Raw genomic sequence first — 13,371 nt, 5'->3', positions numbered from 1 at the left:
GTGAATGGTGAAGCTAAGCGGCGGGTCAGCGAATGTCCTTCCTTCACTACTCACTACTCACTACTCACTACTCTCTCCTATCGCTTCCTCGGCAGCTGCCACCCCACGTCTAGAAGGCCGAGCCGGCCGAGTTCGCGGTCCATGGCGCGTGCGATGTCCTTGCGTTCGCCGCCGATGTCGCGCAGCTGGCGATCGGAGAGGTTCTCGACATTCTCGTGGGGAAGACTGATCGCGATTTTTGCATGCCGAAGCCAGTCAAGCACGGCGCGCAGCCAGGCCGGACGGAGGGTTACAGAGCGCAAGGTGATGTCAGACATGGTGCAATCCGCTTCTCCGGACATCAAATCCGGTTTGATGTTTCTTCGATGTTCGGATCATGGCGGATTGAAATTCAAACGGGAAACGAGTAGTTTTTTCTGCATCTTCAAGTTTTGTTTGAGGATTGGAATGCTCGACCGAACCCTCCTCGTCTGGCACTGATGGCGCGCCTGCTGCCTGGAACCCGTGCCCTGCGGACGCTCGAGGCAGCGGCCCGGCACCTCAATTTCACCCGCGCCGCCGACGAGCTCGGCCTGACGCCGGCAGCGGTCAGCCACCAGATCAAGGAAATCGAGGATCAGCTCGGCATCGTGCTGTTCACACGCACCAGCCGCACAATCCGGCTGACCGAGGCGGGCGCGGTGCTGTTCGAAGCTTCGACCGATGCGCTCGACCTGCTTGGCCGGGCCGTCTCACGGGCGCAGAAGGCGGCGCGCGGATCGGCGCTGCTGAAGGTCACCCTCGACGCGCAATTCGCGACGAAGTGGCTGATGCGGCGCGTCGACGATTTTCGCAAGCAGCATCCGGCGATCGAGCTGCGTTTCGACATCAGCTACGAGGTGCGCGACTTCGATCGCGACGATGTCGATGTCGGCATCCGTTTCGGCACCGGCAAGTATCCGGGGCTTCGCTCGCACCGGCTGTTCGAAAATGTCATCATTCCCGTCTGCAGTCCGGCCTTGCTGCGGTCAGGGCCGCCGCTCAAGGAACCGCGCGACCTGTTCCATCATACGCTGGCCCATATCGAGTGGTCGCGCCAGGGCGTCACCTGGCCGAACTGGAGCATATGGATGGCGGCGGCGGGCGTCGACGATTTCGACGACAGCCGGACCATCGTGTTCGGCAACTCGACGGATGCCGTCCAGGCCGCGCTCGACGGCAACGCGGTCGCGCTCGCCGATTTCGCCATGGTGGCAAACGACCTGTCCGAAGGCCGGCTGATCCGACCCTTCGAACTCGGCATCAAGGTCGCGCCGGAATTCGCCTATTTCCTGGTCTATCCCGAAAGTACGGCGAATGATCCGCGCATTGCCGCCTTTCGCGATTGGCTTCTCGAGGAAATCGCCAAGACCCCGACCTGACGGTCAGGCCGCCGCCGCGCCGAACCAGCCGATCACAGCGCCGATGAGAAGCAGCACGCCAAGCCAATGGCCGACATCGATGAGCGTCAGATCCCAGCCGAAGCCTTCGTAGCGATGGTTGACCGAAAGCGTCGTGGCGACGAACCCCAGCCAGAGAACGAAGCCGAAGATCACCCCGGCAAGCAGGCTCGGTTCGCCGCCGGTCACGGCGCCGATGATCAGCGACATGACCAGCGCCATGACGAGCTCCGCGACGAAGGAGACGACGAAGGGTAGCATCGATTTGCTCATCGTCGCCGGATCAAGCTTGGCGGCCTTCAGCCACGGCTTGCTCAAGCCCATATACCAGGCCGCGCCGAACAGCCACGCGACGACGGCGGCGACGATTACCGCCAGCCAATTGATTGCTGAGAAATCCATGGTTCCCTCCGGTCGATTGCGCGATGGAACGCCTGTTCGGCGATGCCGTCAAGCAAGACGCCAGACGGTCGTGCGCTTGACCTCGGCGTCCTCCAGCGCCCGCGTCACCGCCACTTCGTAGACGGCAAGCGGCTCCAGCCCCGCCTTCGGCAGATAGGAGCGGCCGGGATCGCCGACGAGGATGTCGGCGCCGCGCGCCTTCAGCGCGACGAACCACGGCATCAGCCTGTCGGCGAAAGTCTTGTCGTAGAAGACGTCGCCGGCCAGCACCACGTCCCAGCCGGCATCGCTGCCGATGCAGTCGCCGATGACGAATTTTATCTCGGCCCCATTGGCCTCGGCATTGAGACGGATCGCTGTCGCGCAGAACGGGTCGATGTCTGCGGCGATCACCTCCGCCGCGCCAGCTTTGGCCGCGGCAATGGCGACAAGCCCGGAGCCGGAGGCGAAGTCGAGCACGCGCCTGCCGCGCACCACCGCCGGATTGTCGAGGATGTAGCGGGCAAGGCCTTGGCCGCCGGCCCAGGCAAAAGCCCAGAAGGGCGGCGGCAGGCCGATTTCAGTCAGCTCGTCCTCGGTCCGCTGCCACAGGTCGTGCGCCTCATCGGCCAGGTGCAGGCGGATCTCCGGCACATGCGGCGGCGCCATCAACTCCGTGTTGTCGAGGATGAATTTCCTGGCGCTGTCCGGCATCAGCGCCGTCATGGCGCCGGCGTCAAGCCGCCCATGCGGCAAACCTCTTGCCATTCGGCCGGCGTCACCGGCTGCACGGACAGCCGCCCGAGCCGCACCAGCGCCATGTCGGCCAGCTTTGGATTAGCCTTGGCCTGCTCCAGCGTCACCGGCTTCGGCATGTCCTTGAAGGCGCGGATATCGACGCACTCCCAGCGGGGGTCGTCGGTGGTGCTGTCCTGATGGGCCAGAGCGCAGACTTCGGCGATGCCGACAATGTCGAGCCCGTCATTGGAATGGTAGAAAAAGCCGAGATCGCCGATCTGCATCGCCTTCATGTTGTTGCGCGCCGCATAATTGCGCACGCCGTCCCATTGCGTGCCGGCCTTGCCCTTGGCCTTCAGCATTTCGAAGGAGAAGACCGAGGGTTCGGATTTGAACAGCCAGTAGTTCATCTCAGTTGTCCCGTTGCCGTTGTCGGTTTGTCACTATCCAGCGTTGGCGCTGCCCTCACCCTTACCCTCTCCCCGTAAGGACGGGGAGAGGGGTCGCCAGCGCTGGAGCTTCTCCCTTCTCCCCGTTCTTCACGGGGAGAAGGTGCCGGCAGGCGGATGAGGGGCAGCGCGAACGAACGATCATTCACTCACAGGCTTGTTGAAGCTCCAGTTCCACTGCCGGATTTCGACGCTTTCGAACAGCCCTGCCTTGGTATAGGGATCGGTCGCCGACAGGGCTTCTGCCGCAGCCAGATCGGGCGCCTCGACAACGGCTAGAGTGCCGTTCGGCTTGCCGTCTGCGTCGAGGAACGGGCCGGCGAACGCCAATTTCTTGTCGCCGTTCAGCCCTTCCAGGAAGGCAAGGTGCTTGGGCCGCGTATCGAGCCGCACCTGCAGGCTTCCTGGCTTGTCCTTGCAAATCAACGCAAACAGCATCTTTCCATCTCCGCAATCGTTCGGGATTACATTTCGGTTTCGGTCTTGAGCGGCCGTGTCATCAACGCCGACACAGCCTGGTCTATGGTTACGGTGCCGTCCAGTATGGCGGCGACGGCGGCGATGATCGGCGCGTCGATCCGGCGCTCGCCGGCGATGCGGGCGGCGATTGCCGCCGTCGGCACGCCTTCGGCCAGAGGCAAGCCGGCAAGCGGCTTGCCTCGCCCCAGCGCCAGCCCGTAGGCGAAATTGCGCGACTGCGCGGACGAGCAGGTGAGCAGCAGGTCGCCGAGGCCGGAAAGCCCCATCAGCGTCTCCGGCCTGGCGCCAAAGGCGGCACCGATGCGGCGCAATTCGACGAAGCCGCGCGTCACCATTGCCGCCTGGGCGCTGGCGCCGAGCCCGGCGCCGGTGACGGCGCCCGCGGCGATGGCAAAGACGTTCTTCAGCGCGCCGCCGATCTCGACGCCGATCAGATCGTCGCTCGAATAACAGCGCAGATTTTCCGCCGAGAAACGGGCGGCAAGGTCGGTGGCCAGAGCCTCGTCGCGGGCGGCGACCACCACGGCCGTCGGCAGGCCTTTGGCGACGTCGGTGGCAAAGCTTGGGCCGGACAAAGCGGCGACCGGATTTGCCGGCAGGATTTCCTCGGCAATGGATGACAACAGCGCGCCAGTGTCGCGCTCGATGCCTTTGGCGCAGAGGACCAGCGGGACGCCTTTCGGCATATGGCTGGACGCGGCCCTCAGCATAATCCGCAACGATTGCGCCGGCGCCACCGCCAGAACGCAGTCGGCGCCGTCGAGCACGGCCTCGATGTCGCTCGTCGCCACGATGCCGGGGTCGAGCGCGATGCCCGGCAGATAGCGCGGATTTTCGCCACGGTCGACCGCCGCGACGGTCTCCGGGTCGCGCGCATAGAGGCGGACGAAATGACCGGCGCGCAGCATGGCCAGCGCCAGCGCCGTGCCCCAGGCGCCGCCGCCCAGCACGGCGACGCGCCAACCGCTTGGCGCCTTGTGCTCGCTGCCGGTCATGCCTTGGCCCCGCGCCGGCCCGAGCCGACCATCGGGGCCGAGATGCTGTCCAGCGGCCAGCGCGAGCGCGGCACGAAATCGGCGGCGTTTTCGCCTGATATGCCGGCGCGCAGCCGCTCGATGCCGGCCCAGGCGATCATCGCCGCATTGTCGGTGCAGAGGTTAAGCGGCGGCGCGACGAAGCTGAACCCGGCCTGCTCGCACAGGCCCTGCAATGTCGCCTTGATCGTCCGATTGGCGGCGACGCCGCCGGCGACAACCAGCGCAGGCACGGCCTTGTCCGGGAATTGCTGACGGAACCGGGTCAGCGACCGCGCAACACGGTCGCCCAGCGCATCCGCCACCGCCGCCTGGAACGAGGCGCAGATATCGGCAACATCCTGGTCGCTCAGCGGGGCAATCGCCGTTGCCGCCTGGCGTACCGCGGTCTTGAGGCCGGAGAAGGAAAAATCGGGCTGCGCCGAGCCCTTCATCGGGCGCGGAAACGCAAAACGCGCCGCATCGCCATCTGCCGCCGCCTGCTCGACATTCGGTCCGCCCGGATAGGGCAGGCCGAGCATCTTGGCCGTCTTGTCGAAGGCCTCGCCAAGCGCGTCGTCGATGGTCGTCGCCCAGCGCTGGTAGTCGCCGACGCCGCGCACGGCGACGATCTGCGTATGGCCGCCGGAGACCAGCAGCAAGAGGTAGGGAAAGTCGAGCCCATCGGTCAACCGGGCCGTCAGCGCGTGGCCTTCGAGATGATTGATGGCGATCAGCGGTTTTTTGGCTGCCGCGGCGATTGCTTTGGCCGTCATCAGGCCGACGATCAGCCCGCCGACAAGACCGGGACCGGCGGTGGCGGCAATCGCATCGATGTCGGCGAGCTCGATACCGGAATCGGTCAGCGCTGCCTCGATGATGCCGTCGAGCGCCTCAACATGCGCGCGCGCGGCGATCTCCGGCACGACGCCGCCGAAAGCAGCATGCTCCTCGATCTGGCTGAGCACGATGTTCGACAGGATTTGCGGCGTGCTGCGACCGTCCAGCGCCACCACGCTGGCGGCGGTCTCGTCGCAACTCGTCTCGATGCCCAGAACGCGGATCAATTCGTCGCTGTCCTCGATGATTGTGCAACCGGCCTTTCCCCGATAGGAGAAAGCCCGGAAACGGCCTCGATCTGCCGGGGGTTATCACGGACGGCGCGTCATGCAAACAACCTTGAAAATCGGAACACGCGGCAGCCCGCTGGCGCTGGCGCAGGCGCATGAAACGCAGGCGCGGCTGATGGCGGCGCACGGCATGCCGGCCGAAGCATTCGAGGTGGTCGTCATCTCGACCAGCGGCGACCGCATCCAGGACCGGCCGCTGTCGGAAGCCGGCGGCAAGGGCCTGTTCACCAAGGAGATCGAGGAGGCGCTGCTGGCGCGCCGCATCGACATCGCCGTGCATTCGTCGAAGGACATGCCGACCCTGTTGCCCGAGGGGCTGGAACTGTCCGCCTTCCTGCCGCGCGAGGACGCGCGCGATGCCTTCATCGGCAAGGCGGCGCGAACGATTGCCAGCCTGCCGCAAGGCGCCAGGGTCGGCTCGTCGTCGCTGCGGCGCCAGGCGCTGATCCGGCGGATGCGGCCGGACATCGACGTGGTGATGTTCCGCGGCAACGTGCAGACGCGGCTGCGCAAGCTCGACGAGGGCATCGCCGACGGCACCATCCTCGCCTATGCCGGACTGAAGCGGCTCGGGCTCGAAGATGTCGTCACCGACCTGATGCCGCTCGACGTCTTTCCGCCGGCGCCGGGGCAAGGCGCGATCTGCATCGAAAGCCGCATCGGCGACCGCGACGTGGAAGAGATGCTGACTGCGATCCACGACGGGCCGACCGGCCAGGCGCTGGCCTGCGAGCGCGCCTTCCTGGCGGCACTCGACGGCTCCTGCCGCACGCCGATCGCCGGCCATGCGACGATATCGGGCGGAACGGTTTCCTTTGCAGGGCTGATCATCTCGCCCGATGGTACGCAGTCGCATGAAGTCAGGCTGGAAGGGCCGGCGCAGGAGGCGGCGCGCATCGGCGCGGAAGCCGCCGCGACCGTTCGGGCCAAGGCCGGCGAAACATTCTTCGACGGCTGGACCTGACATGCCCCGCGTCCTGGTGACGAGACCCGAACCGGGCGCCTCGCGCACGGCGCGCCGGCTCGCGGATGCCGGCTTTCAGGCGATCCTGCTGCCGCTGACCGAAACAGTGGCGCTGCCGGTCGATGCCGGCGCGCTCGCCGACGCCGCGGCGGCGGTAGCGGTCACCAGCGCCAATGCGGTTCGCCATGCGCCGAAGGAGGTCATCGCGGCGCTCGCCGGCTTGCCCTGCCACGCCGTCGGCACGAAGACGGCGGAAGCCGCCCGCGCGGCCGGGTTTCTGTCGGTCAGCGAAGGCCCGGGGAATGCCGAGGGGCTGGCCGATGCGCTTGCCGGCGGCTACGCGGGGCAGACGATCGTCTATCTCTGCGGGCGGGTGCGGTTTCCGGGTTTCGAAGAGCGGCTGCAGGCGGCGGGCGTTCAGGTCCGCGCCGTCGAGACCTACGACACCGTTGTGCTGGATTACTCCGACGAGGCCGTTCTTGCGCGCCTGTCCGCCCGGCCGGTCGAGGCGGTGCTGCTCTATTCGGCCAAGGCGGCCACCGCTATGCAGGCCCTGGCTAGCCGGCCGGCGCTGCGTGCCCTTTTTCAGGACACGCGCTTTTTCGCCTTGTCGGGGCGCATTGCCGGGGCCTTGGGCGATGTCGCCGGGATCCGGATTGCGCCTGAGCCCAGCGAGGATGCCTTGCTGGGGCTTTTGCAGGCGTCGCGCTGACCGGCATTCGCCGCGAAGCTGCCGATCTGCCCCGCAAAGGGAGATATTAGCAGCTCGGCAGGTAGCGCCAATGTGGATGATTGCCCTCAAGTCATATTTTGTTCTTGCTTTGTGCCGGCAGCTATGCTACTAATTTGGGTATGGTGCCAATTGGCTCCAACGACCCGCCCGCCGAGGCGGGTTTTTTGTGTGCCGAGCATGGGCCTTGGCTCAAAGCGTGGATTCGGCCCTGCGGCGTTTTGCCAAAACTGAACTCCAAGGCCTGGCGTCATCACGCCGCCCCTTTTCACCGCTTGGTGATGTGCTAGACCCTTTCAAACCATCCCGAAGCGAATTTTGCGGAGCCCGAGCATGGTCAAGACGCCGAAGATGCGGCATTCCAAGAGCCGCCGCGAGCCGGTGACCATCGAGCTCGAGCCCGGCGCCGTCTCGCGAGTCGCCGACGACCAGGATGCCGCGACCTCGCAGACCGACGAGGCGCGGGCCGAGGAAGCGGCGAACGCCTCGCAGCCCGAGCCGCCTGAGGAGCCGGTGCATGCGGACCAGACCGATCTCGAGCCATGGGAACATGCCGACGCAGCCGCGCCGACCGGCACGCAAGAGCCGGCGGATACCGGCGCCGATTCTACCAGGGAAACGGAAACCCCTTACCCCGCCGGTTCGGATGCGCCGGCCGGTCGCTCCACGGTTTCCGACTACAGTTTCGAGGATGCATCCGGCGGAACCGGGGCCAACGAACCGGGGATTAGAGGCTCCGGTGAGAAGACAGCCGAGACGAGGGACGACCATATGGCAGCGCAGCCGAAGCGGAGCGGCATCAACGGCATCGCCGCCGGCATTATCGGCGGCGTGATCGCCCTTGCCGCGGCCGGCGGGCTGCAATTTGCCGGCCTGCTCGGTGCGCCGGGGTCGGGCGCCGTGTCGCTCGACGCGGTCAATGGTGAGATCGTTTCGCTGAAGCGCGAGGTCGCGGACCTCAGACAGGCCGGCGCCAACAATGACGCATCGGCCAAGGTGGACGGGCTGTCGTCGGCGCTGGACCAGGTCAGGGCGGACGTTGCGACGTTGAAGTCGGCGGTCGAGCAAGGCGGTGCCGGCGACAATGCCGGGGTGGCTGCACTTGGCGACAAGGTCAGGCAGATCGAGACGGCAGTCGCGGCCCTCGGCAAGGCCGGCGGCACGGCGCCGGTCGATCTCGGTCCGCTCAACGAAAGGCTGGCCGCGCTCGACGCGCTGGTGAAATCGGCCGGCGAGACCGCAAAGGCGCAGGACGGCCGGCTTGCGGCGCTGGACCAGTCGGTTTCACAGCTCTCGGGCAAGGTCGATGCACAGGCTTCGCAGCCGAAGGTCGCACTGGCCATTGCCGCCTCGGCGCTCAAGGCAGCGCTCGACCGTGGTGCGCCGTTCGCCGCCGAGCTCGAAACCTTTGCCGCGATCTCACCCGATGCTCCCGAGCTCGCGACGCTGCGTGCCTATGCCGAAAAGGGCGTCCCGACGCGGGCCGAGATCGCCGCCGAAGCGGATGCCGCCGCCAACGCCATGGTCGCTGCCGCGACGCCCATCGACCAGAATGCCGGCATCCTGCAAAAGCTGCTGTCGAGCGCCGAATCGCTGGTCAAGGTCAGGCCGATCGGCGCCGTCGAAGGCACCGGCGTTCCGGAAACCGTCGCCCGCATGGAAGTCGCGGTCAACCAGGGCGACTACGCCAAGGCGCTCAGCGAATACGAAACCCTGCCTGAGGCGGCCAAGGCCGCCGGCGCCGACTTTGCCGGCAAGCTGAAAGCGCGGATGGAGGTCGAGACACAGATCGATTCGCTCATCGCCGGCGCGATGAAGGCGTGAGGAACCCTATGATCCGTATCCTCGCCTTCCTCGCCGTCGTCTTTGCGCTTGGGCTCGGCTTCGCCTGGCTGGCCGACCGGCCGGGTGAAATGCTCGTCACCTTCAACGGCTATCAATACCAGGTCAGCCTGATGGTCGCGGCGGTGGCGGTGGTCGCCGTGGTTGCCGCGGTGATGATCGTCTGGTGGCTGGTCAAGGCGCTGTGGAACAGCCCCTATACGATCTCGCGCTATTTCCGTGTGCGCCGCCGCGACCGCGGCTACCAGGCGCTGTCGACGGGCATGATCGCGGCCGGCGCCGGTGACGGTGCGCTCGCCCGCAAGAAGACCAAGGAAGCGGCAAAGCTGATCCGCTCCGACCAGGAGCCACTGATCCAGCTGCTCGACGCGCAGGCCTCGCTGCTCGAAGGCGACCATGAAGGCGCCCGTGAAAAATTCGAGACCATGCTCGACGATCCCGAAATGCGGCTGCTCGGCCTGCGCGGGCTTTATCTCGAGGCCGAGCGGCTCGGCGACCGCAACGCGGCCCGCCACTATGCCGGCCGTGCGGCGGCGGTGGCGCCGCAACTGGCCTGGGCGGCCGAATCGACGCTGGAAGACCTGACCGGGCGTGGCGACTGGGATGGCGCGCTGAAACTGGTCGACGCCCAGAAGTCGACCCGGCAGATCGAGCGCGACGCCGCCAACCGGCGCCGCGCCGTGCTGCTGACCGCCAAGGCGCAGGCGCTGATCGACAGCGATGCCAATGCCGCCCGGACAGCGGCGCTCGAAGCCAACCGGCTGCGGCCGGATTTTGCACCGGCGGCGGTCGTCGCGGCGAAATTGCTGTTTCGGCAGAACGACGTGCGCAAAGGCTCGAAAATCCTCGAGGCGGCGTGGAAGGCCGAGCCGCATCCGGAAATCGCCGAGCTCTATACCCATGCCAGGCCGGGCGATGCCGTACTCGACCGGCTGAACCGGGCAAAGAAGCTGCAGGAGCTGAAGAAGAACCATGCCGAGTCCTCGCTTGCCGTGGCCCGCGCCGCGCTCGATGCGCAGGAGTTTTCAACCGCCCGTCGGGAGGCGGAAGCCGCCATCCGCATGGATCGCCGTGAAGGCGCCTATCTGCTGCTGGCCGATATCGAGGAGGCCGAGACGGGCGACCAGGGCAGGGTGCGGCAGCTGTTGTCGAAGGCAGTGAGGGCGCCGCGCGATCCGGCCTGGGTTGCCGACGGCGTCGTCTCCGAACGCTGGGTTCCGGTATCGCCGATCACCGGCAGGCTCGATGCATTCGAATGGCGGGCGCCGATGGAGCGGCTCGGCCAGTTGATCGACAGCCATGAAGATACGCCGGAGGCGCCGGTGCCGGCCATCGCGGCTCCGGCCAAGCCGGTACAGGAAAGTGCCGGGACGATCGAGCACACGGCGGTTGCAGCCGAGACACCGGGTACGGCGACCGAGGAGAAGACGGTCGACCGTGCCGGCGAGGATCATGTGACACCAATCACCGCGGCGGCGTTTGCCGCGGTGCCGGAAGATGCCGAGGCCGTCGAGCCGGCGCAGGAGCTGGCGCGGCTGCCCGACGATCCCGGCGTCGATCCCGACGACGCGGCGGATAAATCGACGCGCCGGTTTCGTTTGTTCTGATCAGGGTCGAGTGGACCCGGACTTATTGGGAATGATTTGATGTTCGAACGCGTTCTATCGTTTCTAAGGGACCTGCCGTCCGGTGGCGGCGCACGTGCCGGCGACGACGATCCGCGCATCGCGGCGTCTGCCCTGCTTTTCCACGTGATGAACGCCGACGGGGTGCGCCAGGATACCGAATGGGAACGGTTCAAGAAGGTGCTGGCGGAAAGCTACTCGATCAGCGGCGACGAACTCGACGCCTTGGCGGCTGCCGGCGAGCGGGCCGACAATGAGGCGATCGACCTCTACGCCTTCACCAGTGTGCTCAAGCGCCATCTCGACGCCGAGGCGCGAAAGGCCTTCATCGGCCTGATGTGGGAGATCGTCTATGCCGATGGCGAGCTGCACGAACTCGAGGACAATACCGTCTGGCGGGTCGCCGAGCTGATCGGCGTCGAACGTCGCGACCGTGTCGAGGCGCGCCTCAAGGCGGCCGCCGCGGCTCCCGGTGCTGCCGGAACGTCAAGCGACGAATAGACAGGATCCCGCCTTCCAATGCCGCCCAAGCCAAGTCCGAGACCAAAGATCCTGATCGTGCTGCATCAGGAGCATTCGAGCCCCGGACGGGTCGGCCATATGCTTATCGAGGAAGGCTTCGACCTCGACATCCGCCGCCCGCCGCTCGGCGAGGCCTTGCCGCAGACGCTGGACGGCCATGCCGGCGCCGTGGTGTTCGGCGGGCCGATGAGCGCCAATGACGGCGACGAGTTCGTCCGCCGCGAGACCGACTGGCTCAAGATTCCGCTCGACGAGAACCGGCCGCTGCTTGGCATCTGCCTCGGCGCGCAAATGCTGGTCAAGCATCTTGGCGGCAGGGTCGAGGGCCATGGCGAGGGCCTGGTCGAAATCGGCTGGTATCCGCTGAAGCCAACCGAAGCGGGCAGCAGGCTGATGCATTGGCCGGAGATGGTCTATCAGTTCCATCGCGAGGGGTTTTCGCTGCCCAAGGGCGCGACGCTTTTGGCGACGGCCGAAACCTATCCCAACCAGGCCTTCCGCTATGGCGACAATGCCTGGGGCATCCAATTCCATGGCGAATTGACCCGGGCGATGATGCAGCGCTGGGTGGTGCGCGGCGCGCACCGCTTCGAACTGCCCGGCGCGCAGCCCGGCCGCGACCATCTCGGCGGCCGGCTGATCTGGGACATGCACCTCAAGCGCTGGCTCGGCGAGTTCCTGCCGATGATTTTTGGCAAGCCGGCGCTGCGGTAATCAGTTTCGCCCCCTGAGATGACGCACCTTGCGCAGCTGCGGGAACAGCACCGCCCATAGACCGGCGACAGCGATCGCCCCGATGCCGCCGACCACCACGGCCGGAACCGTGCCGATCAGCGCGGCCATGGTGCCGGCGCGGAATTCGCCGAGCTCATTGGAGGCGCCGACAAACACCTGGTTGACGGCGTTGACGCGGCCGCGGACGTCGTCCGGCGTCCACAGCTGGATCAGCGTCTCGCGGATATAGACGCTGAACATGTCGGTGGCGCCGAGCAGCGCAAGGGTTGCAATCGACAGCCAGGTGATGGTCGAGAGGCCGAACAGAACCGTGAACGCGCCGAACAGCGCAACGAAGCCGAGCATGACAAGGCCGGCATGGTTGCGGATCGGGTGTCCGGCCAGCCAGATGGCGACGCAGATGGCGCCGACGCCGGGCGCCGAGCGCAACAGGCCGAGCCCCCAAGGGCCGAGTTCGAGGATATCGCGCGCATAGACCGGCAGCAGCGCCGAGGCGCCGGACAGGAGCACCGCGAACAGATCGAGCGAAATCGCGCCGAGCACGATCTTTTCGCTCCAGATATAGCCGAAGCCGGCGAACAGGGTCTGTACCGTCGGCCTGTCGGTCCGGCTGCGCTGGGCAGGCTTCGGGATGGTGAAGATCAGCACGGCGGCAATGAGCATCAGCACGGCCGCGGTGGCGTAGGCGGCTTCGGCCGAAAGCCCGTAGAGCAGGCCGCCGGCGACCGGCCCGACGATGGTCGCCGTCTGCCAGGCGGACGAGTTCCAGGCGATGGCGTTGGCGAAATCCTCCGGCGGCACCAGATTGGCGAACAGCGATGACGAGGCCGGCCCGAAGAAGGCGCGCGCGATGCCGAACATGGCGAGCACGATGAAGACCGGCATCGGCCCGGAGAGGCCGCGCAGCGTCAACAGCAGCAGGGCCAAGGCGCAGCCCGCCTCGACCAGCACCGCCAGCGCCATGATCAGGCGGCGTCCAAAACGGTCGGCAACGTCGCCGGTGACCAGCACCAGCAGCAGCGAAGGCAGGAACTGGACGATGCCGACAAGGCCGAGGTCGAACGGGTCGCGGGTGAGATCGTAGATCTGCCAGCCGACGGCGACCGACACGATCTGGGTGGCGAATGTCGAGAGGAAGCGCGCCGCCCAGTAGCTCAGGAACGGCCGGTGGCGAAAGGCGGCATAGCGCTGGTCGGATGGTACTTGGGATTCTGTGGTCATGGATTAGGCCCCGTGGCGGCGATGTCGGCCGGCGGGGCACTTCCACGATGGGCGCTGGTCCGGCCAAAAAAGCCTTTAGCGCAGTTCAGCCGGAGGCGCGCGCAAAAATCCGGCCTGGATCAA

At 66.5% G+C, this 13,371-nt stretch carries 15 protein-coding genes; 7 read left to right on the top strand and 8 right to left on the bottom strand.

Features of this window, described 5'->3' with window-relative positions:
* Nucleotides 1–77: 77 nt before the first annotated feature.
* Nucleotides 78–317: a hypothetical protein gene (locus tag NKI19_RS04995; RefSeq protein ID WP_352492271.1), complete on the bottom strand. Its 240-nt coding sequence runs from the start codon at nt 315–317 to the stop codon at nt 78–80.
* A 162-nt stretch (nt 318–479) separates the two neighbouring features.
* On the opposite strand from NKI19_RS04995, the gene gcvA reads away from it, so the two are divergent.
* Nucleotides 480–1,400: a transcriptional regulator GcvA gene (gcvA, locus tag NKI19_RS04990; RefSeq protein WP_352492270.1), complete on the top strand. Its 921-nt coding sequence runs from the start codon at nt 480–482 to the stop codon at nt 1,398–1,400.
* A 3-nt stretch (nt 1,401–1,403) separates the two neighbouring features.
* On the opposite strand, the gene NKI19_RS04985 is transcribed toward gcvA, so the two are convergent.
* The 6 genes from NKI19_RS04985 to tsaD all read right to left on the bottom strand — a co-directional run bounded on the left by NKI19_RS04985 (nt 1,404) and on the right by tsaD (nt 5,543).
* Entirely contained in the window at nt 1,404–1,820 is a 417-nt protein-coding gene (locus tag NKI19_RS04985; RefSeq protein ID WP_292663792.1) for a DUF1761 domain-containing protein, read from the bottom strand.
* A gap of 48 nt (nt 1,821–1,868) precedes the next feature.
* Nucleotides 1,869–2,525 carry a class I SAM-dependent methyltransferase gene (locus tag NKI19_RS04980; protein ID WP_502899239.1) on the bottom strand — a complete coding sequence of 219 codons (657 nt, stop codon included), beginning with the start codon at nt 2,523–2,525 and terminating at the stop codon, nt 1,869–1,871.
* A complete protein-coding gene (locus NKI19_RS04975; protein WP_352468158.1) occupies nt 2,522–2,947 on the bottom strand; it encodes an EVE domain-containing protein in 426 nt (141 codons plus the stop codon). The genes NKI19_RS04980 and NKI19_RS04975 overlap by 4 nt, the downstream gene beginning before the upstream one ends.
* 180 nt (nt 2,948–3,127) lie before the next feature.
* Complete coding sequence (locus NKI19_RS04970; protein ID WP_352492269.1) at nt 3,128–3,424, bottom strand: YciI-like protein; 297 nt, start codon at nt 3,422–3,424, stop codon at nt 3,128–3,130.
* Between the two features lie 26 nt (nt 3,425–3,450).
* Nucleotides 3,451–4,461, bottom strand: a complete 1,011-nt coding sequence (locus NKI19_RS04965) for an NAD(P)H-dependent glycerol-3-phosphate dehydrogenase (RefSeq protein WP_352492268.1) — start codon at nt 4,459–4,461, stop codon at nt 3,451–3,453.
* Nucleotides 4,458–5,543 (bottom strand): tRNA (adenosine(37)-N6)-threonylcarbamoyltransferase complex transferase subunit TsaD, encoded by a 1,086-nt coding sequence (gene tsaD / locus NKI19_RS04960; RefSeq protein WP_352564744.1) that lies wholly within the window; start codon nt 5,541–5,543, stop codon nt 4,458–4,460. Before tsaD ends, NKI19_RS04965 begins: the two co-directional genes overlap by 4 nt.
* Before the next feature lie 103 nt (nt 5,544–5,646).
* On the opposite strand from tsaD, the gene hemC reads away from it, so the two are divergent.
* The 6 genes from hemC (at nt 5,647) to NKI19_RS04930 (ending at nt 12,006) form a co-directional block, all read left to right on the top strand.
* Nucleotides 5,647–6,573: a hydroxymethylbilane synthase gene (hemC, locus tag NKI19_RS04955; protein ID WP_352492267.1), complete on the top strand. Its 927-nt coding sequence runs from the start codon at nt 5,647–5,649 to the stop codon at nt 6,571–6,573.
* Nucleotides 6,464–7,285, top strand: a complete 822-nt coding sequence (locus NKI19_RS04950; RefSeq protein WP_502899234.1) for a uroporphyrinogen-III synthase — start codon at nt 6,464–6,466, stop codon at nt 7,283–7,285. The genes hemC and NKI19_RS04950 overlap by 110 nt, the downstream gene beginning before the upstream one ends.
* A gap of 351 nt (nt 7,286–7,636) precedes the next feature.
* Complete coding sequence (locus NKI19_RS04945; RefSeq protein ID WP_352564724.1) at nt 7,637–9,127, top strand: COG4223 family protein; 1,491 nt, start codon at nt 7,637–7,639, stop codon at nt 9,125–9,127.
* 8 nt (nt 9,128–9,135) lie between these two features.
* Nucleotides 9,136–10,752, top strand: a complete 1,617-nt coding sequence (locus NKI19_RS04940; protein ID WP_352564722.1) for a heme biosynthesis protein HemY — start codon at nt 9,136–9,138, stop codon at nt 10,750–10,752.
* A gap of 39 nt (nt 10,753–10,791) precedes the next feature.
* A complete protein-coding gene (locus NKI19_RS04935; RefSeq protein WP_352564721.1) occupies nt 10,792–11,271 on the top strand; it encodes a tellurite resistance TerB family protein in 480 nt (159 codons plus the stop codon).
* Nucleotides 11,272–11,289: 18 nt separating this feature from the next.
* Nucleotides 11,290–12,006, top strand: a complete 717-nt coding sequence (locus NKI19_RS04930; RefSeq protein ID WP_352564719.1) for a glutamine amidotransferase — start codon at nt 11,290–11,292, stop codon at nt 12,004–12,006.
* On the opposite strand, the gene NKI19_RS04925 is transcribed toward NKI19_RS04930, so the two are convergent.
* A complete protein-coding gene (locus tag NKI19_RS04925) occupies nt 12,007–13,248 on the bottom strand; it encodes an MFS transporter (RefSeq protein ID WP_352564717.1) in 1,242 nt (413 codons plus the stop codon).
* Nucleotides 13,249–13,371 lie beyond the last annotated feature (123 nt).

Origin of the sequence: Mesorhizobium sp. M0751 (genome assembly GCF_040320265.1) — a bacterium.
Taxonomy (GTDB): domain Bacteria; phylum Pseudomonadota; class Alphaproteobacteria; order Rhizobiales; family Rhizobiaceae; genus Mesorhizobium.
This window is presented reverse-complemented; position numbering and strand designations above follow the sequence as displayed.